Source organism: Bradyrhizobium diazoefficiens (assembly GCF_016616885.1).
Classification (GTDB): domain Bacteria; phylum Pseudomonadota; class Alphaproteobacteria; order Rhizobiales; family Xanthobacteraceae; genus Bradyrhizobium; species Bradyrhizobium diazoefficiens_F.
Genome location: NZ_CP067102.1, coordinates 1,199,230 through 1,219,105 on the forward strand (window position 1 = coordinate 1,199,230; position 19,876 = coordinate 1,219,105).

The following is a 19,876-nucleotide window of genomic DNA, read 5'->3' on the forward strand; positions in this document are numbered from 1 at the left end:
TAATCGACAGGCGTTGCCCGCCCCAAACAGGGAATGGACCAATGCGCGCCTCGACAGCCTATTTCGTCGGTGCCGGATCGATCGTAGCCGCCATCGCCATTGGTCTCGTTGGCGGCATCGTCGCCGGCAACATCATGCATCCGACCGCGCCCAAGCAGGGGCCCGATACCAGCAAGGTGGCGCAACGCGCGGAAGCCGCCGCGCCGGTCATGACAAACGCGCCATCGGAGCGCGTACAATATCTCACCGGCTCGCAATCCTTCGGAGCGATGATCGCGGCGCCCGCACAGGCGCAGAGCGCAGCCAAGCCTGAAGCAAAGCCTGATGTGCAGACCACACGGGCGAGCGCTGAAGGCGCGGCACCGCCGCCTCCGCAGACAAATGCCGCGGTCGAGCCGCCCAAGCCGGTGCCTGCGTCGCCTCCGCAAGCGACAAAACCTGTCGAGCAGCAGACTTCGACCGAACCGGCATCCTCAACCGACAATGCCTATGCCAAGGCCAGGAATTCTGACGTGAAGCGTGCCGCGTCGGAGCGGCGGCGGGCTGAGCGGCACGAGCGCTGGGCCGAGCGACGTCGCTATGACCCGCGCGATGCACGCGGCGGGCGCGATCAGACCGACTGGGATGATGTCGCGCGCAACGTCCGCGCGGATTCCGATAGCCGTGATGTTGTCGTCAGCCGTCCGCGCGGCGGCTTCAGGCTGTTCGATCTGGATGACGACGACTAACAGCTCACGCATGCGCCGCGGCGCACGCGAACGTGAGCGGCGGTTCGTTCTGTGGCCGCACTTGCCTCAATTTTCAACTTCCGGATGATCTCGGCGCAGGGCATGATGTCGCGTCGATCCCGGCATCCGCGCCACACCACGCAGACGATCTTCGGCGCCGCCGATCTCGACACGCTGCCGGCCACCAATGCCGAGACCGAGACGGCACGGATCTGGGTCGAGCAGGGCAGCAAGATCGCCCTCCGGGTCAGCTTCGATCGCCACGCCGTGCCGGCGGATGGCTCGATCAAGGTCACCGTCACCGATGCGCAAGGGCACAGCGTGGTCGAGGCATTGTGCGGCGGCGACCACGTCACTGCGGAAGCAACGGCCGCTGCGACCGGCGAACATCATATTCGTGTCGCGGGACGGCAATTGCCGGAGCACGGCGCGGCATTTTCGATCGACGTCACCTACCTTGCCCCACAGATCGTTTGAGAGGATTCCCATGTCATCGCATCTATTGTGGACATCCGCCGACAGTCTCATTGCCGCCTTTGCACTGGCTTTCGTCATGCCGCGCTGGCATGCGCTGCCGCTCGCACTGATGTTCGGCCTGTGCGACGGGCTCGGCTCGGCACTCGGCCTCAGCCTGCCGCTTGCGGGTGGGCTCGGCGCGATCCTGCTGATGGCGTGCGGTGCGGCGCTTCTCGTATGTCTGCCCATCGCGCAACGTCTGCTGAAGGCACCGGGCTGGCTCTACGTGTTGCCGCCGCTGCTGGCGATCGACAATGTCATGTCTCGCACGAGCGATGCGCCGGCGCTTGCAGCGCTGTCGAGCGCGATCATGGCCGGGCCCGGTTTTGGCTGCGGAGCCGTCGTGCTGAGCTGGTGGCGCGAAGACTTGCGCGATGCGCGACCACTGGCTGCGGTCTGCCTGATCGCGTCCGGAAGCCTGCTTGCCTGGGGAGTCTGATCATGGCCGGCTCCGTCACCACCCGCAGCTATGACCTCGCCAGGACCGGCGCGAACAACGCCGAGACGGTGCTGACGGCGACCGCCGTCCGTACCAAAGGCATCGTCAAGCTCTTCAGCATTCCTATTCCAGACGATCCCCGGCTCGAGGCGCAGCCGTTGGCTGTCGGCGGCGTGCATACGGCCGATGGCAAGACCCGCGACCTGATCTTCCAGGCCACCATGGGCAATTGGGTCTACGCGTTCGATGCGCTGACCGGCGAAAAAATGTGGGCGACGAATCTCGGCCGTCCCATCGTCGGAACGCCCGCGATCGACGGTCACATGACCAACGTCAATTGGGGAATCCTGTCGACGCCCGTAATCGACGAGGCCGCCGGCATTCTCTACGCCTGCGCCTGGATCAGCGACGATGGCAGCGTCGCCAGGGCCCAGCATTTTCTCGCAGGCTTGCGGATCAGCGACGGCTCCAAGGTGCACGACCTGCTCAATCTGGAGGGCGCGGTCTACACGCCGCCGGGCGGCCTGCCCGTGCAGAAATTCGTCTCGATCCAGCGCAAGCAACGCAGCGCGCTGACGCTGACGCGTAACCACGTGCTGATTCCCTTCGGTACGGTCAGGGAGACCTCGGCGGCGGCGCGGGGCTGGCTGATCGCCGTCGACGTCCATGCCTGGCATATTGCGGCCGCATGGTGCTCCACCGTGACCCGCTCCGGCGGCGGGCTGTGGCAGAGCGGGGCCGGCCCGGCCATTGCCCCCGACGGTTCGATCTATGTCATCACCGGCAACGGCGCGTTCTCGCCGCAGCAAGGCGATTTCGGCGAGAGCGTGGTGCGGCTGACCCTGCACACCGGACCTCTCGCGCATTTCGAGGTGTTGTCGTGGTGGACGCCGTGGACCGACGCCAACCGTGTCGGCGCCGCCGCCGCGGCGCTGCTCGATGACGACGACGATGACGATGCGCACACGCTGCCGTCGAACGTCTCGCTGACCGCGGTGATCGGCCATGCCAAGCGGATGGGAATGGCGCTCACGCCGCTTCATGCGCGCGAGACGGCGCATGTCGCGGGGACGTCCGGGCCCGACGCAATGGATGCGCAGATCGCGCCGGTCGTGGCGCATCATTTGGCGGCAATAAAGGAATCGGCGTGGAGTGATCAGGACTTTGGATCGGGCGGACCGGTCTATGTCGCATCGGCCCATGCCGTGCTCGCGGCGGGGAAGGACGGCATTCTCTACACCGGAAATGCCGCGGCGCTGGGCGACACGCAACCTGGTGATCTTCAGGCCGGTCACTTCGCCGCCAACTATGGCAAGCTCAAGATGCCGCCGATCCTCTACACGTTCTTCGATCCTACCGTGCCGCCGGCACCGGACTCGCCAACCCAATTGAATCTGTATCCAGGCGGCGCGACGCGGCATCTGCACGGCACGCCGTTGCTGTTTTCGTCGGCTGCGCATGGCGTGATGCATATCATCGGTGGCGAGAACAGCGCGCTACGGGCCTGGTCGATCGCCGCCGATGGGACCTCGACCTATCTCGCCGGGTCCAACGAGATTGCCTCGCCGCAATCGCCGCGTCCATCGGGCGGCATGCCGGGCTGGAGCATTACGCTCGCCGCCAACAACGGCACTGATGCCATCATCGTCGCGATGGTCCCGTACAAGGATAGCAACATGCTGATCAGCCCGGGCCGCTTCCTGGTCTATGACGCCCAGAATTTCGCGACCAATCCCGACGGCTCGAAGCGGCTTCAGGTGATCTGGGACAGCGAGAACTGGGGCCCGGAGCACGCCTTCATGCATCCCAAGTTCAACCGTCCGATCGTCTGGAAGGGCCGCATCTATCGCCCGACCTATAACGGACAGCTGGATGTTTATGGGCTGACGAACTAGCGTCCTCTGGGAGCGCGTGGCTCTGTCCGCGAGTCCGAAATCGTAGGGTGGGCAAAGGCGCAAAGCGCCGTGCCCACCAACAGAAGTGGTGGGCACGCTTCGCTTTGCCCACCCTACGATACTCCCACAAGGGGAGAAGGAAGAAAATTATCCGCCGTGCGACTCCACCACCTTGCGGCAGCTGTCCGAAAGCTTGGGCTTGTTCTCGCGTAGGCAGGCATTCATCTGCGGCGGCTTTCCGATGTGCTCGGCGCAGAATTTGCTGGCGTCGCCGCGGCAGGCCATCTGCTCCTGCGGCGTGGGGCCGGATTGCGCCGTGGCGGGCAGAGCAGCGGCGGTCAGCAGCAGTGCGGCAAGAACTGAAATCTTCATAAAGCACCTCGTTGGAATTGTGATTTAGCCCCGCTCGGATCGGGGGCGCGGGACCATCTCGCGGAGATCCATGGCCGGTCCATGCCATGTTCATGGCATCGGTTCGGAGGCTTGCCTGCCGCACCCCCATCTTCATGGCATGTCGTGGCGCATCGTCTTTTGCCATTGAGGTTGCACGTCGGCTGCGAGACCCGGTGATTGCATCGGGCGCCGAACGGGAAGCAGGAGAGCAAGATGTCGAAAAAAGTGGGAGCGCTGAGCGCCGGGCTGACGGTGATGATGCTGGCGGGTGCGGCGATGGTGTCGCTGGGCACGAGCCCGGCGCAGGCGGTGGTCTACTGCAAGACGGTCGGCGTGCCCAAGGGCTGCGTGGTGCGGCCGGTCGGCGCGGTGGTGGTTGCGCCAGGCGCGCCGGTTGCGGCAGCGGCCGTGGCAACGCCTGGCGTGGGCGCGCCCGGTGTCGGCGTCCGCGCCGGCACGCCGATGAATCGCGGTGGCCCGGTCAATCGCGTCGGCGTGCGCTGAAATGCCTTTGGATTGAGTTGATTGCTTTCGGGCCAAGGGAGCTATGCAAGCGAGCCTGCGAACGAACCCCCCGTCCTTCGCAAAGCCAACATCCCGGCCCGATCCCTCTCCCCGCACGTCCCATGCGCCCGGGGAGGGGGCTTTTCAGCCCGCGGCGGCGTCGCTGTCGGGAAAAACTTGCGGCAACTGCAGCCGCACCCGCACGCCCGAAGCATCCGAGGTGAGATCGAGCAACGCGCCGCAGCGCGCCGCGCGGCTTCTCATGTTGCGCAGGCCGCGCGCGGTCTGGCTCATCCCCTCGTCGGCGAGGGCAAATCCCTTGCCATCGTCGGCGATGCTGATCACGCCGTACGGTCCCTGGCCGTCATCATGTGTCTCGATGGTCACAGCGATGTGGCGCGCGGCCGCGTGCTTGACCGCATTGGTCACGGCCTCGTCCAGGATGCGTACGATCTGGATGACGTGCCATGGCCTGAGTTCGGGGTGCAGCGGCAGGCCCTGCGGCGTCGCCACGCGCCAGTCGAGCGCGATGTCATGCGGCCGCAATTGCATCGCCGCGCGCTCGCGCCAGGAGCCGAGCGCGAGCATGAGATCGCCGCCGATGTCGTCCATGGAATCGATGACCAGGCGCAGATCCTTCAGCGCCGCGCGCGCTGCATCGGTGATGGTCGCGCCCTCCTGCCCGCGCTCGGAGAGCGCGACGATGCTGATCAGCTGGCCGCCGAGGCCGTCATGCAAGTCGCGCATCAGTCGCGTGCGTTCGTTGGCGAGCGCTGCGGCCCGCGCGCGTGCCTCCTCGCGGGCGAAGCTCGCCTTCAGCCGTTCCTCGGCCTCGCGCACGCGGGCGACGAGCTGGCCCGCGAAGCTGTCGACCTGGTTCAGAGCGCGGGCGAAGCGCCATGTCAGCCCGGCGCCAATCGCGACCAGCATCGCCGAATAGGACAGCCGCGAGAGGAAAGTGCGCTCGTTGGGCATGATCTCGAACACCGACAGCATGTCATGGACCCAGCAGGTCAGCACGATCGTCACGGCGCAGCCGATCGTGAAGCTCGCAGCATCCTGCCGCCGCACCACCGCGGCCGCGGTGACGCACGCCATCAAAAGCAGGCAGACCCCGACCGTGGGGATGCCGAGCACCAGAAAGAGAATGCGCGGCAGCGGAGGCCCGGCGATCAATCCGACCACGAACACGATCAGTCCCGGCGCAAACAGCAGCGCGCCGTAACGCGGCCAGCGCCAGCCGAAGAACAGCACGCTGAACACGACGATCAACGCGCTCTCTGTCGGCGCCGATGCCAGCAACACTGCGGCAAGCCGCGACGGGGTGGCCGGCGGCACCGGCGGCGATACGAATGCCTGCACCACCCCGAGCACCATAGCCACCGCCAGCACGGCATAGACCGGTTCGTGGCGTCGCATCAGCCACATGATCGCAAGGATGACGGCGAGGATCGATTGCCAGGCCGAGAACACCACCGGCAATGTGACGAACAGCAGCGTGCGCGTCTCGAAGGCTGGACGCAGGGCGGCGTCCGGCCCGACATAGACGGTGTCGAGAAAGCCTTTCAGGGGCCCCCACACGAACAACCGCACCGTGATCGCGTTGCTGCCGTCATGCAGCAGTGACGAGGGGATTGCAGCGATTTGCGGCGTGTTGCGGTCCTGCCGGTTGGCGTTGGCATCGCGGCGGGAGTCGAGCACGACAACGCCGTTGACGGCGACCTCGACGGCGTTGCTGAAGCGCGGCAGGAACACGGACCATCCGGCATCGCCGCTTCTGAAGGTGAATGTACCGGCGTAGAGCGGAGGATCTGCGAGCGAATAACGCGACGACGTGAAATGCGGCAGTGTGACCGCGCGTGTTGTGCCGTCCTCCCGCAGCGAAAATCCGCTCAGCGCGAAATCTTCGGGGTCGCTGGGCTGGAGCAACCGTAGCCCGAGGATGGTCGCGATCACGATCAGCGCTTGAAGCAGCAGATAAGGCACGAGACGCGACACAAACGGCCGGCGCCTGGTCCGCGTGGGTGCCTTCGCCGCAATCTCGCTCACAGCTTGATCAGGCCCTGCTGCACCGCTTCGAACACGGCTTCGCTGCGCGTGTGCACCTCGAGCTTGCGATAGATGTTCTTGATGTGGCCGGGCACGGTCTGCCTGGACAGGCCGAGATGGCTCGCGATCTCGGCGTAGCTGAACCCCTTGGCGATGCCCCAGAGAATGTCGATCTCGCGCGGCGTGAGCTTTGCGGTGTTGAGCACCGGCCCTGGCGGCGGCTCGGCTGAGTTCTGTGTCCGCCGTACGATGAAGCGAGCGATCGAGGCCGAGATCGGCGAATGCCCGGCGACGAGATCGCGCACAGTCGTGGCGATGTCGGTTGGGAAGGCGTCCTTCAGCAGATAGCCGGTGGCGCCGACGGTGATCGCAGAGATCACGCTTTCCTCGTCGCCCAGCGCCGAGATCACCATGATTTCGGTGTCGGGAAAGCGCCGTCTGGTCTCGCGGATCAGCTCGACGCCGTGGCCGTCGGGCAGCCGCAAATCGGTCAGGAGCACGCGCGGCGCGCCGGCGGCAAGCGCGCTGCGGGCCTCACCGAGCGAGCCGGCGGTGCGCACCTCGTAAGCAGCCTTCACCAGCGCGTCCTGAAGACGCCAGCAGGTCGGTGCGTCGTCTTCGACGAGGAGGATGGTGACGGTTTCACCGGTCTCGCCCTGGTCCGTCATGATCATGGTCCCGGCCACGTGTCCCCCGCGGCGCGCGCGGCAAGCTTAGCCGCAGCGCTGCGGGCGCGACACCCATAATCATGGGGGCGGGGGCACTGGCAACCGCTGGAGGCGGATCGCCGCCGTTCCGCTGTTGTTTTTGTAGAACTGGACGCGCCGGCCCTGGACCGGAACGAGCCAGCGCGGTGCCAGCCGCGTGGACATGAGGCGCGGGAAGAGCTGGACGGCGTCGTTGACGTAGAAGAACAGCTCGCCGGCCTCGGGCGCCTCGAATTCCGCGACCAACAGCTCGGATAATCCCTGTTTGCGCCAGAGCGCGCGCGCCGCCGGCAGCGCCGCTGCCGGGATCGGCTCGAAGTCTCCGAACGGCTTCCAGACACGATTCAATTCGCTGCCTTGTGTCTTGAACTCTGCGGAGTCCTCGACATGGATCGGGTAGTTGTCCTTGCTGCCGTCCTCATAGGCCGGCACCGTCGCGTTGACCCGCCGCGGCAGTTCGTTTGCCGGCAGTCCGTTGATGGCCTGCAGCGGCAGATCGTACGATCCGCGCGCGCCCACCCGCACAACAGGCTGGAACCAGTCGGCGCCCTGCAGCCGCAGGATCGGGACGGCGAGGCGGTGGGTCGGATCCGGCGGGGTCTTGAAGCCGTTCAGGCCGGTCATGATGGTGCGGTCGAACCACGGATCGGCCATCTGGATCCAGACCCGGTATTTGCGGCCCTTCTCGACCGCGAGGCGGCTTGGCCAGCAGAAATGGCTGACGTCGAACAATTCGCCGTCGCGCGCCGTCACCGGCGTGTCGCCGATGGCTTGCGTCGATGCGCTGCTCTTGCAGAAGTCGCCGACGCCCGCGCGCCAGTCGAGATAGCCGCGCGACAGCAACAGCAGAGCGGAGCCGAAAATGGCAGCGAGGAAAACGGCAGGCATCAGGACATTGGTGAAGGCCATGCGCACCGGCCAGGCGTGCAGCCTCATCCAGCGGCCGATCGCCAGCAACCAGCCTGACTTGCTGACCCGGCGTCGCGAGGCCATCCGGTCGGGCCGGTACCAGGCCAGCCGGGCGCGTTCCTGAATGCTGTCGCGCAGCGCCGCATTCCTGTTCCACGCGATCAGAACGATGATGACGAGGACCGTGGTGACGAAGGGATAATAGAGCGCGATCGCAAGCCATGGTGCGGCGTAGGACGGCAGCACGCTCGCGAGCAGATCGGCGAACGGCTTGACCACCGTGCCCGTGCCGTTGTCGAGCGCCGTGATCCATTTGAGCAGGGTGGTATCTTCCAGGCCGTGCTCCTTGGACGAGGCCACGACGGAGCGCGCGATCCAGGGCCATGCGGCCAGAATGCCGAGCGCGATCAGCAGCGAGAAATAGGCGAAGCGGCGCCACCACACGGTGTCGAGAACCTGCCGCGCCATCTCGGGATTCGGCGGGCTCATCGCCATGAAGGCGTCGGCTTCCGCCGCCTTGTGGCCGTTGCCTTCTCGCTTCGCGTAGGCAGACCTCATGGCCTTGCGGGTTTCGTCCCGCGTCAACGGCAGTACGTCCCCGTTCGGCAGCAGTACTCTGGCATTTGCCGGAAGCATCAGCGGCGCGTAATTGTCGCATCCGTGCAGCATGCGCTCGACCACGCCGAAGTGCACCACCGGCGGTCCGCCATCTTCCATGCGGTCGTGGATCGGCCGCGGACCGTAGCGGTACAGCACGCCGGCGCCGCTGCGCGAATCGTGCATCGGCCCGATCGCCGACTGGTACTCGCGGAAATGCGCGATCGTGCCGGCCTGGAAGCGGAGCTGGTTGCCGAGCTGCTCGGCCATCCAGACCAGCGGCACGAAGGACAGCGTGGATTCCGGATAGCCGCCGCCGATGTCGGAATGGGAGCCCGCGAACCACACCTCCTTGACGGTCTGCCCCCCGGCAAGCCCGGCCTGATCGATGCGCAGCGGATGGAAGGTCGTGCGTTCGTCGTCAAGCGCGAGTGCATGACAGGCGTGCTTCACCTTGCCGGAGAGCCGGTAATTTCGGAATGAGATCGGCCAGATCGCCCAGTCGATCGCGACACGGAGCTCCTCGATCGGTACGCCGAACGCCTCGACCGTGTCGAACAGTCCGAGGAATTCGATCTTGACCTCCTTGCGGCCGTCCATGGCGTCGCGGACGCCGGCATAAGAGCGATGCCGGAAAACGAGATCATAGAGATAGATCAGCACGTCGCGGATCCAGCGCACCACCCAGATCGTCGGCAGGCTGCGATAGCCGACCGATTGCTTGCGATACTCCCGCCACGCGGCCATCGTGTTGCGCTGCATCTCCGCATGCGACACGGCGACCTTGTCGATCACCGCGGGCACGAGGCCCTGGCTCGCGATCAGGGCTGCCAGCGTGCGCGCGGTGAAGGCGCCGCGGCTGAAGCCGAAGATGTAGATCTCGTCGCCTTCGCGCCAGTTCCAGCACAGGAAGCGATAGAGCTTGCGAACGTTGGCGGGCACGCCGATGCCGGTGGCGCCGTCGAGGGCGGCGAGCGGCGCCCAGCCGGCGGTGCCGACGCCCTTGATGTAATAGGCGATCTGATCGGGCTTGGTATGGTCGAGCGCTTCGTAGAGACGCCAGACGCTGGATTCCTGGGTGGTGAAGGCGTTGCCGGTGCCGTCGGCGAACAGCACCAGCTTGCGCGGCGACCGTGCATCGGGTGCCTTTGCCGCGGCATTTGAATCATCGTGCGTATGGTCAGGTCTTGCAGGACCGCCATGGAGCGCCCCGTCCTGGTGCGTCATGGACTCCTCCGAAAATTCAGTTGGGGATGCTTCTGAGCCCCGCCCGGGCGGCATCCTCGAAATTTAATCAGTGGTTTCATTGTGAAATAATGGATGTATTTCGCCCACAATCGCGCTGAGGTAGCAAGAAGAATTGCGCCGTCTTGCTCGGGCCGTCTATGATCTTCGCCACAATCGGCAAAAGAAATGCCCGGGCAAGCCCGGGCATGACTCCAATTTGCGCAGCGGCCGCTAATGCCAAGCGTGGCCGGCGCTTACCTGCCGTTGCCGCGGCAGCCGCCCCCGGGTCCGATGTGGTAGCCGCGCGGGCAGGCATGCGCGGCGGGGTTGGCGAAGTTTCGCAAGCAGCCGCCATAGGGCCCGCGGTGCCAGCCGGCGCCGCAGCCGCCGGCGACCGCGATGACGTCGCCATTCGCCTGCGCGGCGAACGGCGCCAGCGGCATGGCCTGGGCCGAGCTGACGATTGCGCCGAGCGCGAGCGCCGCGGCAAACACGGTTCGTATCATGCTGTGTTCTCCTGGATTGTGTCGCTCAATGGGTGGCTGCGAAAGCGATGCCGGCGCGCACTTCGGTGATCGCCTGGTCGATCAGCCCCAGCGCCCGTTCGCGATGGCCGCCCTTGTTGGGCTCGGCCTTGACGAGCTCGGCGCGGGCCGATTGCAGGATCGCGACCGCCTGGTCCATGTGCGGTTGCGCGCCGAGCGCGTAGCCGATGCAGAGGCTGGTTGCGATGGCGCCGCCGAGCACGAGGCTGCGGGGTAGAGAGGTTCGCATGTCGTTGTCTCCTCCAGCGGGCGTCAGGCTGGGGCCGCCCGTTTGCCCGGACGCGATTCGCGTGTGGCGGGATGTCGCATCCGCAGCCTGAATAGAATGGGGGTGTGCGGGTCGTCTTGGACTGTCCGGCGCCGGCGGACCGCCGGCTTGGACTGACCGGCGCAGCTTGAATCTGGTGGCCGTACTGGTAGCCTGTGACCGCTAGCCTGCAGCGCGGGTTCCGCGGCTTGCGAGGCTCAATTGTTTTCTGCGCGATTTTTTTTCGAAAAGCCTTTCCCCGGAAATCCATATCGATGTCCGTCATCAGGAAGTCGCTCTCGACCGAGATGTTGCCGCAGGATCTATCCGACCGGCAGCGCTTCATCCGTTTCGCCGAGCTGTTCGAGCATTTTTCCAATACTGGCGAACTCGACCCGGCCTCCGACGTGCCGTTTCGCGCCTCGATGAACTCGATCCATATCGGCACCACCATGCTCGGCCGCTGTGACGGCAGCTTCGTCACGGTGCGGCGGGAAAAGCGCCAGGTGATCGAGACCGGCGATGACCGCTTTTGCCTCGTGCGCAACACCGGCGATCGTTCCTCGCAGGTGATCCATCGCGGCCGCGAATTCACCATGCGGCCGGGATCGATGGTGCTGCTCAAGCTCGATGAGCCGTTCTTCGCCGCCGATGGCGCGAGCCAGAAGCGTTTCACCAATGTGCATCTGCCGGTCGATTCACTGCGCGCCATGGTCGCTGATGTCGACGACCTCGTCGGCTGCGAGCTCGAGCCCGGCGGCGCGCTGTCGCTGGCGATGGATTACAGCGACCTGCTGCTTCGTCATCCCGCGGCGGCCGACGAGGCCGGCATGGCGATCGCGTCCCATTTGCTCGATCTCGCCGCGATCGGCTTGGGCGCCCGCAGCGACGTCGCGGCCGCGGCGCGGCGCCGGGGCCTGCGCGCGGTGCGGCTGAAAGCCGTGTTGCCGATCCTCGAGGCCCGCTTCCACGAGCCGGATTTTTCCGCGCAAAAGCTCGCCACTGCGGCCGGTCTCTCTGAGCGCTATGTCAACGAGCTCTTGTTCGAGGCCGGTGCCAGCTTCACCACCCGCCTGACCGAATTGCGCCTGCGCAAGGCGGCCGACCTGCTCACCCATCGCGAAGGCCGCATCAGCGACATCGCGTTCGCCTGCGGCTTCAACGATCTCTCTTATTTCAACCGCTGCTTTCGCCGCAGGTTCGGCCTGACCCCGACCGCGGCGCGGGGCAAGTGAGGCGAGCCTAAAACGTCTCCACCTTCGGCGGCGGATATCGCCGCGCCAGTATCGACAGCGGCAGGCGCCGCTCGTCCGCCGGCAGCTCAAGCCAGGCCAGCACCAGCGGCCGCTTCCAGTCGCCGACGCCAAACTCCATGTCGACCCATTTCTGCGGCTCGGGCCCGTCGAGGCCGCGAACCCAGACGAAATAGCGGGGCAGATCGTCGGCGTCGGTCGTTCGTCTCCTGGCCATCCCTTGCTCACTGCCTCGACACGCGTTGCTGCAGGATATAGGTACTGGCGCGGCGAAGTCGAACGCGCGGCCCGCGGATTTTGGTCCAGAGCACATGAATGAAACTGTGATCGATGCTTGGCGTGATGCATCGCAAGTGATGACGCGGCTGGCCGGCGCCTGGTCGTTCAACCGGGTCATCGAGAGCCAAGGGCACATGCAGGGCCTTGCGACCTTCACGCCATTGGATGCGGAGCGCCTGGCCTATCGCGAGCAGGGACGCTTGAGGCTGCTAAACGGCACCGAGCTTGAGGCCGAGCGTGAGTACGTCTTCTGCGCGCGCGACCGGGGGTTCGACGTCTACTTCAAGGAAAATCCGCCGCGGCTATTCCACACGATCTCGCTCTCGGCGACCGCTGGCAGAGCGTTGAGTGGAAGCGCGGATCATCTATGCAATCTCGACAACTATCAGTCGACCTACACCTTCCTGCCTGATGGCCGCCTCGTCATTCGTCACGTCGTGTCGGGCCCGCGCAAGGACTACATGATGACGACGACCTACATGCGGGTGGCGTGAGGCGCGCCGTCACTTTGCAACGTCACTGCCAGAGCTCAGAGGTCGCACGTGAGGCCTGCGCGTCAGAGCCCAAACGGATAGGTATCCGGAGCACCAGCCCGACGATGCTCCGGTCCGAGGGGCGTAACCGCATGGGTCTCATCCAGCCAGACGAATCCATCGAACTGCTGCGGCAGTGACGCCTCGGCGTAATGGCTTTGCAGTTCGGTGTCCGGCCGGTAGATCACGCCGATGAATCGCTCGAGGCGAGGTTCGATCAGGCGACGCCGAAGGGCCTCATGGCGCCGGAATTCGACCATGCCCTGTGTCGCGGTCGCCTCATGAAACAGCCGCTCATAGCTGTCCGCACGGGAGGGGCGAACACGCATCACTTCCATCTCGCCGTCCCAATCCGAGGCAGCGGCCACCGTGCCGGAGTGCGTACCGAATCCGATGAGCGAGGCCGCCTCGCCGAATTGCTGCCGGCAAAGCTGGCCGATGTTGAGCTCGTTGCGGATCGTCCCCATCTCCGTGAAGCGCGCATCGCCGATATGGGAATTATGGGCCCAGACGATGGCCTTCGACTTGGGACCATGGGCCTCGAGGATATGAACCAAGGTCTCGAACATGTGGGTATCGCGCAAGTTCCAGGATTCCGCGCCGCCGTAATACATGATCCGGTAGTAGCGCTCGGCTGCGGTGATCAAGCGGGCGTTCTGCGCTGCATCCAGGAAGTTGTCCGGGTCGTCTGCGCCATAGGCAAGCTGCCTCTTCAGGATATCCTGACACTGGCGGATCACCTCAGCCTCGCATCTGCGATAGCCCTCCGTCAAAACGGCCCGTCCATAGGTCGACGGCTCGCGCTGCCATGGAGTCAAACATCCATAGCGCTCGCGCGCGACGGCCGCTGCCTCGGGATCGACACTGTCGAGATAGGCCAGAACAGCCGCGATTGAACTGCGCATATTGTAGATGTCGAGGCCGAAGAAGCCGGCACGGCCGCTAGGTGGCCTTTGCTCATTGTAGCCGCGCATCCAGTCCACGAACGCGGCAACGTCTGCATTTCGCCACATCCAGATCGGGAAGCGTTCAAACGGCAAGTCGTGAGCGCCCGGGCTAACGCGATCGCGAACGTAGCGGTCGATTGCAGCGGCGTCAGGCCAATCCGCTTCCACCGCAACGATCGTAAAGCCGTGCTCTTCAATAAGCCGGCGCGTGATCGCTGCACGCGCCTGGTAGAACTCCGATGTGCCGTGACTGGCCTCGCCCAACAGGACCAGGCGCGAATGTTCGAATCGATCGAAGACGGCTCCGAACGCTGGATCGTCGAAGGCCGGCAAAGGTTCGATCGCGGCACAGATCATGTCCGTCACCGACTGGGACCGCGAGTGGCCGGGGGTCAGATTGCTCGCCGAACGCGTGCCGTTCTCGGCCCATCCCTGCTCGCCGATCAGAGGCACGAAGCGAACAGCGCCCAAGGTCTCTTCATCGTAGTCCTTTGCCGTCCGCCGCGTGATCCGCAGCAGCGACTGTTCATCCGCGAAATTGCCGACGGGAATGACGAGACGACCGCCGATAGCCAACTGCCGCCTAAGCGCGCTCGGAATCGAAGGGCCGCCAGCGGCGACCAGAATCGCGTCGAATGGTGCCTCATTGGCCAAACCCCGCGTGCCGTCACCCGTATGAACCATGCAATTTGTATATCCGAGCATCTCCAGCCGCTCTGCGGCTATCCGTGCGAGCGAGCCATGCCGCTCGATGGTGTGGATGGTTCTGGCGAGCCGGGATGCAACAGCCGCGGCATAGCCCGACCCGGTGCCAACCTCGAGCACCTTATCGGTTGGTTTCAGCTCGGCCGCGTCGAGCATCGCAGCGACGATATAGGGCTGTGAGATGGTTTGATCGCTGGCGATCGGCAGCGCGCTGTCCTCATACGCGAACTCTTCGAAGCCGACTTCCACAAACCGTTCTCGTGGGACCTGTCGCATGGCATCCAACACCCGATGGTCGCGAATGCCGCGGCCGGCGAGCTGAACGTCGACCATGCGGTCGCGAAGATCAGCATATCCTGTCATCGCAGCGCTCCTCTTCAGAAGCGTGAAAGCGGCTAGGACTGAACAAGTTCCTCCGAATCTTGAAACTGGATTATGGCGTCGTATGCGCCGAAACCAAGTCCCGCTCAGGCGGTCTCGGTGTGTGAGCCGCCCTCTTAATCCGACCGCTCAATAAAATAGCAACATCAGTCCGTGTCGGGAATTGGGATACCAAGAAGGCTGATGTCCCGTGAGCCTTGCGGCATCGGCCAGGCACCGGGCAATTTTAACGACGCTGTGACAGCGAAAAGGTCGGATCACTCGTCACTCGGACGGGCGGCATCTTGTTGATCCAATAAGCTCAGCGCAGTCTCGATCTTCTCGAGCAGTCTTTCGATTTCGGCGCGCTCATTCGGCCCGGGATCACTCTCGAGTTGCTTCAGGAGCCGTTGCTTCTGTGCAAGCAATTTCACGGCAGTCGACATCGCAACCTCCCAGTCTTGTGCGCCGGGGCATCTCAACGAATTGGTGCCCCGAGGCCTGCAACTCCGCCTCCGCCGCCGATTTCGCGCATGCCCTGCGCGGATACCAAGCTGACCCTGGGCAGAAGTGCGGCGATGGTCAGCTTATCTGCCTTTCGGCCTGGGGCCGAGGACCTGCATTGGCTCGTCTTTTGCGCTGCAGGAGGCAACCATCGTTCTTGCCGTTCTCATGCGACGGTTCGATCTGAACCTCATGCCTAGACAGGCACCGTTGTCCTTGCCTGACCTGGGTCCGATAGTGGGATCAATAGCAAAGGTTCGCCTGTTGCCGGCAGAGCCCCCCGGAACCGTCCAAGCCACATAAGGTTTCTCTGAGTGGAGAACCCTCATGAGTAACGAGCGGAATAGCCACCGTACCGCCTTTGTACTTTTCGCGATTGTGATAATCGCAATAGTCGCGGCATGGGTCACGACGCTAGAGCGGGTCGACACAAGGACGGCTAACACAGAGACTCCGCCCGGTGCGACGGGCCTCGCCAAGCCACGCCCGCCACTAGATCGCGCACCAGGCCAGCCGGTGAAGGACAACTGAGTGGCCACATACCGCGCCGGCCGGTAACCGGACGTGTTTTTGACCGCCAGTCCACGGGCCGCGGAATCATATCATGGCTTCTCGCCAGTCACTTCAAGCGACTTGATTGAATGAATCCCAGAGTCGTCCCAAGCTTGGCGCAAATCATGGACCATGTCACGCCAAGCGTCGCTGCTTCTACCGCCGAAGCGGCGGGCGTAGGCTGGGTGGAAAGTGACGCGCAGCGGACGGCCCTCAAATTGGAGCTTTGCTTTGCGGGCCGCTCGAACGGACTGCGACGCGCCGAATAGGCGAGCCGCCGTGCTGCCAAGGGCAACGATAACAGCTGGCTTGGAGCGTCGGATGTCGGTTAGCACTGCTACACCATGGCATTGGATTTCGTCAGTCGTTGGACTGCGGTTGCGTGGTTTGCGGTCTCTGGAGTGCTTGATGGGCCGAAATGGAATGGCATTCGCCAGACGGAGCTGTCCAGGGTCGATTCCACCCTCCTTCAGCATCTTGCGCAAAGCGTTGCCGGCAGGCCCGACGAAGGGCTTACCCTGCGCGGCTTCCGCAGCGCCCGGCGCTTCGCCCACGAGATATAGCCGCGGCCGCCGGAAGCGACCTTGAGGTGCGACACGGCGGTGGTCGAGACGTTTGTTCGCTGCACTTGCCTCCGCCATCGGTTCCTGCGCGCCAAACGGCGAGCCTCGCCTCATTGTTTACCGCTGAAGATTTCGGCGACCTCGTAAAGATGGGGATCGATCTCGTCGGTCATCTTTTCGAACTGATTCCAGGCCTTGCGAAATTCTGGCGATTGGTGCGCAGCCCTCAGCAAATCCGCAGAGTCCCATTGGACGTAATTCACAATGCGGCGTCCATCGAGGCTGCGATGCAGGCTGATGGAAATACATCCTGGCTGGCGGGCCATGAACCGAGCTCTCTCGGTCATGATCGACAACGCTTCGGCCTGCTTTTCTGGTTCAGCTTCGATGATGGTAATCTGGGTGACGGGCTGTTTGCCGACTTTGATTTGCGGCATAGCTACCTCCCTTGGTTTGCGCCACTATCGATCGATCTCTCCAAATACGATATCCAACGAGCCAATGATTGCCGAAACGTCGGCCAGCAAATGGCCGCGGCTGAGGAAGTCCATCGCTTGTAGGTGCGCGAACGAGGGCGCCCGTATCTTGCACTTATACGGCTGGTTCGAGCCATCGGAGACCAGATAGACCCCGAACTCGCCTTTCGGTGCTTCGACAGCGGCGTAGACCTCTCCGGCGGGCACGTGAAAGCCTTCGGTATATAGCTTGAAGTGGTGGATCAGCGCTTCCATCGAGCGCTTCATCTCGCCGCGGCGCGGTGGGAAAATCTTGTTGTCCTGGACCGCAACCGGCCCCTGTCCCTCCGGCTGGCGCAATTTCTCGATGCACTGCCGCATGATGCGCACGGACTGGCGCATCTCTTCCATGCGGACGAGGTAGCGATCGTAGCAGTCGCCGTTCTTGCCGACGGGAATATCGAAGTCCATCTCGGCGTAGCACTCGTAAGGCTGTGCCTTGCGCAGATCCCAGGCCGCGCCCGAACCGCGCACCATGACTCCGGAAAAGCCCCACGCCCAGGCATCTTTCAGCGTCACCTTGCCCACATCGACATTGCGCTGCTTGAAGATGCGATTTGCCGTGAGCAGCCGGTCCAGATCGTCCACCACGCCGAGGAAGGGATCGCAAAACGCCTCAATATCGTCAATCAGCTTTGACGGCAGGTCTTGATGCACGCCGCCAATGCGAAAGTAATTTGCATGCATGCGGGCGCCGGAGGCCCGCTCATAGAACACCATGAGCTTCTCGCGCTCTTCGAACCCCCACAGAGGCGGAGTCAGCGCGCCGACGTCCATCGCCTGCGTGGTGATATTGAGCAGATGCGAGAGCAGGCGCCCGATCTCGCAGAACAGCACGCGGATCAACTGTCCGCGGCGCGGCACCTCGATGCCGAGCAGCTTTTCCGCCGCGAGGCAGAACGCGTGCTCCTGGTTCATCGGCGCAACATAGTCGAGGCGATCGAAATACCCGATCGCCTGCAGGTAGGTCTTATTCTCGATCAGCTTCTCGGTACCGCGGTGCAAGAGTCCGATATGCGGATCAACCCGCTCCACCACCTCGCCGTCGAGATCGAGCACCAGGCGCAGCACGCCGTGCGCAGCCGGATGCTGCGGCCCGAAATTGATAGTGAAGTTGCGAACGCCAGCTTCCGCCATGGCAAACTCCCGCTTCCAACGCGTCGGCCGACGGCTCCTCGCTTGTCCGATCGCTTCTCGACGTAAGGACGGCGCGGACATAGCGCGCTTCGGCATCCCCAGCCCGCTGCTCCCAAGAATGGATCACGTATTTAATGGAGGCGAGGCGATAGCGTTCCTATCCTTGCTGCAGTTCGCCGCCCGAGTCTTCTGGATCGGCCATCCTGTTTCGCAGGCAGCGATCTTTCGCTAAGGAGCGGCTTGGTAGGGTCGCGCTGCACCCGCTGCGCCGGTAGTCGATGTGCCCGGGGTCTTGGATGCACTCAGCGAAGAATCCCGGATGTTCCCACCGAGCTCTTGCTTGAGCAAAAGGTATTGCAGCATATCGGATAGTGCCAAGACACCGTGCAAGCGTCCCTCTTCGACGACAAGCAGACGGCTGTGCCGGCCACCTTGCATCTTGATAAGCGCCTCCAACGCCTCCAGGTCGGGAGGAATGACGATTTCCGGCGAGCAGGGGCGCATGACGTCCGCCACACGAACCCGTGTCCGATCGCCTGGCGGCAGATTGCGCACATCGTTCGCCATGATACAGCCGACAAGCTCGTGATCCCGCAACACCGGGAAGGCTTTGAAGTAGTACCGGTAGAAATAGTGCTCGATTAGATCGGCGATCGAAAGGTCAGGCGCCACTCCGATGGGATTGCGCTGCATGAGCACAGAGACTGGAAGCCCCGCGAAGGTGCGACGAAGTGCCAGGTCTTGCCGCGCGGCACCAGCAGCGCCATGCAGGAAGAATCCAATGAAGAACAGCCACACGCCCGCGATCGCATTGCCGGTCACGAATTCCAGGATTCCGTACAGGATCATGGCAATGCCGAAGAACTCGCCCGCGCCCGCAGCGATCCGCGTGGCGCGGGCAAAGTCATCCATCCAGCCCCAAAGCCCGGCGCGGAAGACCCGTCCACCGTCCAGCGGGAAAGCAGGGACGAGATTGAATAGCGCCAGTATCCAATTGAGATCGCCAAGATAACTGACGACGCCGAATGCAGCTGGCGACAGGACGTCCGGGCCGACGCTCGCGACCACGAGCAAGACGGTACCAAGCACCATGCTGGCAATCGGCCCGCCGATTGCCACAAGAAACTCCGCCTTGGCGCTGGTCGGCTCCTTGTGCAACTCGGCGACGCCACCGAAGATGAACAGCGTGATACCGGCGATCGGCATGTCGTAACGCCGCGCAATGAGCGCATGGGTTATTTCGTGCAGGACGATTGAGATGAAAAGACCGACCGCGCCGGCCAACCCCATCCACCAGTACGTCGCAGTCGATAGGTTGGGGGCGATGTGGGAAACTCGCCGAGAGCCAGCGTCCAGGTCAATAGCGCTGCCAGGATGAGCCACGACGCGTCCACCCACACCGTAAATCCGGCGAGGGTGAGAAGCTTGATGCGGTGTAGGAACATCGCTCCCCCTTATCCGCCTATTTGTCGAAGAACATCCTTCCCGCCCGCCAAGTTCCTATCCGGTTTGGCCTGCACAGGTATGGCTCGTTCGAACCGTATTCGTTAGTTCCGGTGCATTGACCGGAAGTAGTGTTCGGCGTGCTGGAAGTAATTCTCAGCGGCGATCCGGTCGCCGGCCAGCGCTTCGGCGCGAGCCAGCGCCAGGTAACGTTCGTAGTTCCTTCGTGGGTCTTGCGGAATGTGCGCGCCCTGGTGGCGAGCCACTGCGGCTTTGGCCCTTCGGAACTGGGGTTTTTGCGGTTTCATGTTGCTCGCCATTCTCCTGGT

At 64.0% G+C, this 19,876-nt stretch carries 20 protein-coding genes and 1 pseudogene; 7 read left to right on the forward strand and 14 right to left on the reverse strand.

The genetic code is table 11. The features are described from left to right. Positions 1-41 precede the first annotated feature (41 nt). The 3 genes from JJC00_RS05590 to JJC00_RS05600 all read left to right on the forward strand — a co-directional run bounded on the left by JJC00_RS05590 (position 42) and on the right by JJC00_RS05600 (position 1,683). The gene (locus JJC00_RS05590; protein WP_200471730.1) at positions 42-728 is read left to right on the forward strand and encodes a hypothetical protein; all 687 of its coding nucleotides are present in this window, start codon (positions 42-44) and stop codon (positions 726-728) included. Positions 729-830: 102 nt separating this feature from the next. After that, the gene (locus JJC00_RS05595) at positions 831-1,205 is read left to right on the forward strand and encodes a hypothetical protein (RefSeq protein ID WP_200471731.1); all 375 of its coding nucleotides are present in this window, start codon (positions 831-833) and stop codon (positions 1,203-1,205) included. A gap of 10 nt (positions 1,206-1,215) precedes the next feature. After that, positions 1,216-1,683 carry a hypothetical protein gene (locus JJC00_RS05600; RefSeq protein ID WP_200471732.1) on the forward strand — a complete coding sequence of 156 codons (468 nt, stop codon included), beginning with the start codon at positions 1,216-1,218 and terminating at the stop codon, positions 1,681-1,683. Positions 1,684-3,725: 2,042 nt separating this feature from the next. On the opposite strand, the gene JJC00_RS05610 is transcribed toward JJC00_RS05600, so the two are convergent. After that, complete coding sequence (locus tag JJC00_RS05610) at positions 3,726-3,950, reverse strand: cysteine rich repeat-containing protein (protein WP_200471734.1); 225 nt, start codon at positions 3,948-3,950, stop codon at positions 3,726-3,728. A 234-nt stretch (positions 3,951-4,184) separates the two neighbouring features. Between JJC00_RS05610 and JJC00_RS05615 the strand changes: the two genes are divergently transcribed. After that, positions 4,185-4,475 (forward strand): hypothetical protein, encoded by a 291-nt coding sequence (locus tag JJC00_RS05615; protein ID WP_200471735.1) that lies wholly within the window; start codon positions 4,185-4,187, stop codon positions 4,473-4,475. A 144-nt stretch (positions 4,476-4,619) separates the two neighbouring features. On the opposite strand, the gene JJC00_RS05620 is transcribed toward JJC00_RS05615, so the two are convergent. The 5 genes from JJC00_RS05620 to JJC00_RS05640 all read right to left on the reverse strand — a co-directional run bounded on the left by JJC00_RS05620 (position 4,620) and on the right by JJC00_RS05640 (position 10,738). Then, the gene (locus tag JJC00_RS05620; RefSeq protein WP_200471736.1) at positions 4,620-6,524 is read right to left on the reverse strand and encodes a sensor histidine kinase; all 1,905 of its coding nucleotides are present in this window, start codon (positions 6,522-6,524) and stop codon (positions 4,620-4,622) included. Then, on the reverse strand, positions 6,521-7,192 hold the full coding sequence (locus JJC00_RS05625) for a response regulator (protein ID WP_200473985.1): 672 nt from the start codon (positions 7,190-7,192) through the stop codon (positions 6,521-6,523). Before JJC00_RS05625 ends, JJC00_RS05620 begins: the two co-directional genes overlap by 4 nt. A gap of 78 nt (positions 7,193-7,270) precedes the next feature. Beyond that, a complete protein-coding gene (locus JJC00_RS05630) occupies positions 7,271-9,964 on the reverse strand; it encodes a DUF2235 domain-containing protein (RefSeq protein WP_200471737.1) in 2,694 nt (897 codons plus the stop codon). A 254-nt stretch (positions 9,965-10,218) separates the two neighbouring features. Further along, a complete protein-coding gene (locus JJC00_RS05635; protein WP_200471738.1) occupies positions 10,219-10,470 on the reverse strand; it encodes a GCG_CRPN prefix-to-repeats domain-containing protein in 252 nt (83 codons plus the stop codon). Positions 10,471-10,495: 25 nt separating this feature from the next. Beyond that, positions 10,496-10,738: a hypothetical protein gene (locus tag JJC00_RS05640; protein WP_200471739.1), complete on the reverse strand. Its 243-nt coding sequence runs from the start codon at positions 10,736-10,738 to the stop codon at positions 10,496-10,498. Between the two features lie 293 nt (positions 10,739-11,031). Here JJC00_RS05640 and JJC00_RS05645 point away from each other — a divergent pair, with 293 nt between their 5' ends. Next, positions 11,032-11,991: an AraC family transcriptional regulator gene (locus tag JJC00_RS05645; protein WP_200471740.1), complete on the forward strand. Its 960-nt coding sequence runs from the start codon at positions 11,032-11,034 to the stop codon at positions 11,989-11,991. Positions 11,992-11,998: 7 nt separating this feature from the next. On the opposite strand, the gene JJC00_RS05650 is transcribed toward JJC00_RS05645, so the two are convergent. Then, the gene (locus JJC00_RS05650) at positions 11,999-12,226 is read right to left on the reverse strand and encodes a hypothetical protein (protein WP_200471741.1); all 228 of its coding nucleotides are present in this window, start codon (positions 12,224-12,226) and stop codon (positions 11,999-12,001) included. A gap of 94 nt (positions 12,227-12,320) precedes the next feature. Between JJC00_RS05650 and JJC00_RS05655 the strand changes: the two genes are divergently transcribed. Next, positions 12,321-12,782: a DUF6314 family protein gene (locus JJC00_RS05655; protein WP_200471742.1), complete on the forward strand. Its 462-nt coding sequence runs from the start codon at positions 12,321-12,323 to the stop codon at positions 12,780-12,782. Between the two features lie 62 nt (positions 12,783-12,844). Here JJC00_RS05655 and JJC00_RS05660 read toward each other — a convergent pair whose 3' ends face one another. Both JJC00_RS05660 and JJC00_RS05665 read right to left on the reverse strand, forming a co-directional pair. Beyond that, a complete protein-coding gene (locus JJC00_RS05660; protein WP_200471743.1) occupies positions 12,845-14,836 on the reverse strand; it encodes a protein-L-isoaspartate(D-aspartate) O-methyltransferase in 1,992 nt (663 codons plus the stop codon). A gap of 275 nt (positions 14,837-15,111) precedes the next feature. Beyond that, the gene (locus JJC00_RS05665) at positions 15,112-15,279 is read right to left on the reverse strand and encodes a hypothetical protein (protein ID WP_200471744.1); all 168 of its coding nucleotides are present in this window, start codon (positions 15,277-15,279) and stop codon (positions 15,112-15,114) included. A 124-nt stretch (positions 15,280-15,403) separates the two neighbouring features. On the opposite strand from JJC00_RS05665, the gene JJC00_RS38850 reads away from it, so the two are divergent. Then, positions 15,404-15,640, forward strand: a complete 237-nt coding sequence (locus JJC00_RS38850; protein WP_433996484.1) for a cytochrome P450 — start codon at positions 15,404-15,406, stop codon at positions 15,638-15,640. A gap of 299 nt (positions 15,641-15,939) precedes the next feature. On the opposite strand, the gene JJC00_RS38855 is transcribed toward JJC00_RS38850, so the two are convergent. The 5 genes and pseudogenes from JJC00_RS38855 to JJC00_RS37805 form a co-directional block, all read right to left on the reverse strand. Next, positions 15,940-16,566: a uracil-DNA glycosylase family protein gene (locus tag JJC00_RS38855; RefSeq protein WP_433996485.1), complete on the reverse strand. Its 627-nt coding sequence runs from the start codon at positions 16,564-16,566 to the stop codon at positions 15,940-15,942. Next, the gene (locus JJC00_RS05680) at positions 16,563-16,889 is read right to left on the reverse strand and encodes an antibiotic biosynthesis monooxygenase family protein (protein WP_200471746.1); all 327 of its coding nucleotides are present in this window, start codon (positions 16,887-16,889) and stop codon (positions 16,563-16,565) included. Before JJC00_RS05680 ends, JJC00_RS38855 begins: the two co-directional genes overlap by 4 nt. A 24-nt stretch (positions 16,890-16,913) precedes the next feature. Beyond that, a complete protein-coding gene (locus JJC00_RS05685; RefSeq protein WP_200471747.1) occupies positions 16,914-18,104 on the reverse strand; it encodes an NADH-quinone oxidoreductase subunit D in 1,191 nt (396 codons plus the stop codon). A 228-nt stretch (positions 18,105-18,332) separates the two neighbouring features. Further along, the gene (locus tag JJC00_RS05690; RefSeq protein WP_200471748.1) at positions 18,333-19,388 is read right to left on the reverse strand and encodes a site-2 protease family protein; all 1,056 of its coding nucleotides are present in this window, start codon (positions 19,386-19,388) and stop codon (positions 18,333-18,335) included. A 281-nt stretch (positions 19,389-19,669) separates the two neighbouring features. After that, positions 19,670-19,762 (reverse strand): annotated as a pseudogene (locus tag JJC00_RS37805) (DUF4167 domain-containing protein); the annotation flags it as partial. Positions 19,763-19,876: the final 114 nt, after the last annotated feature.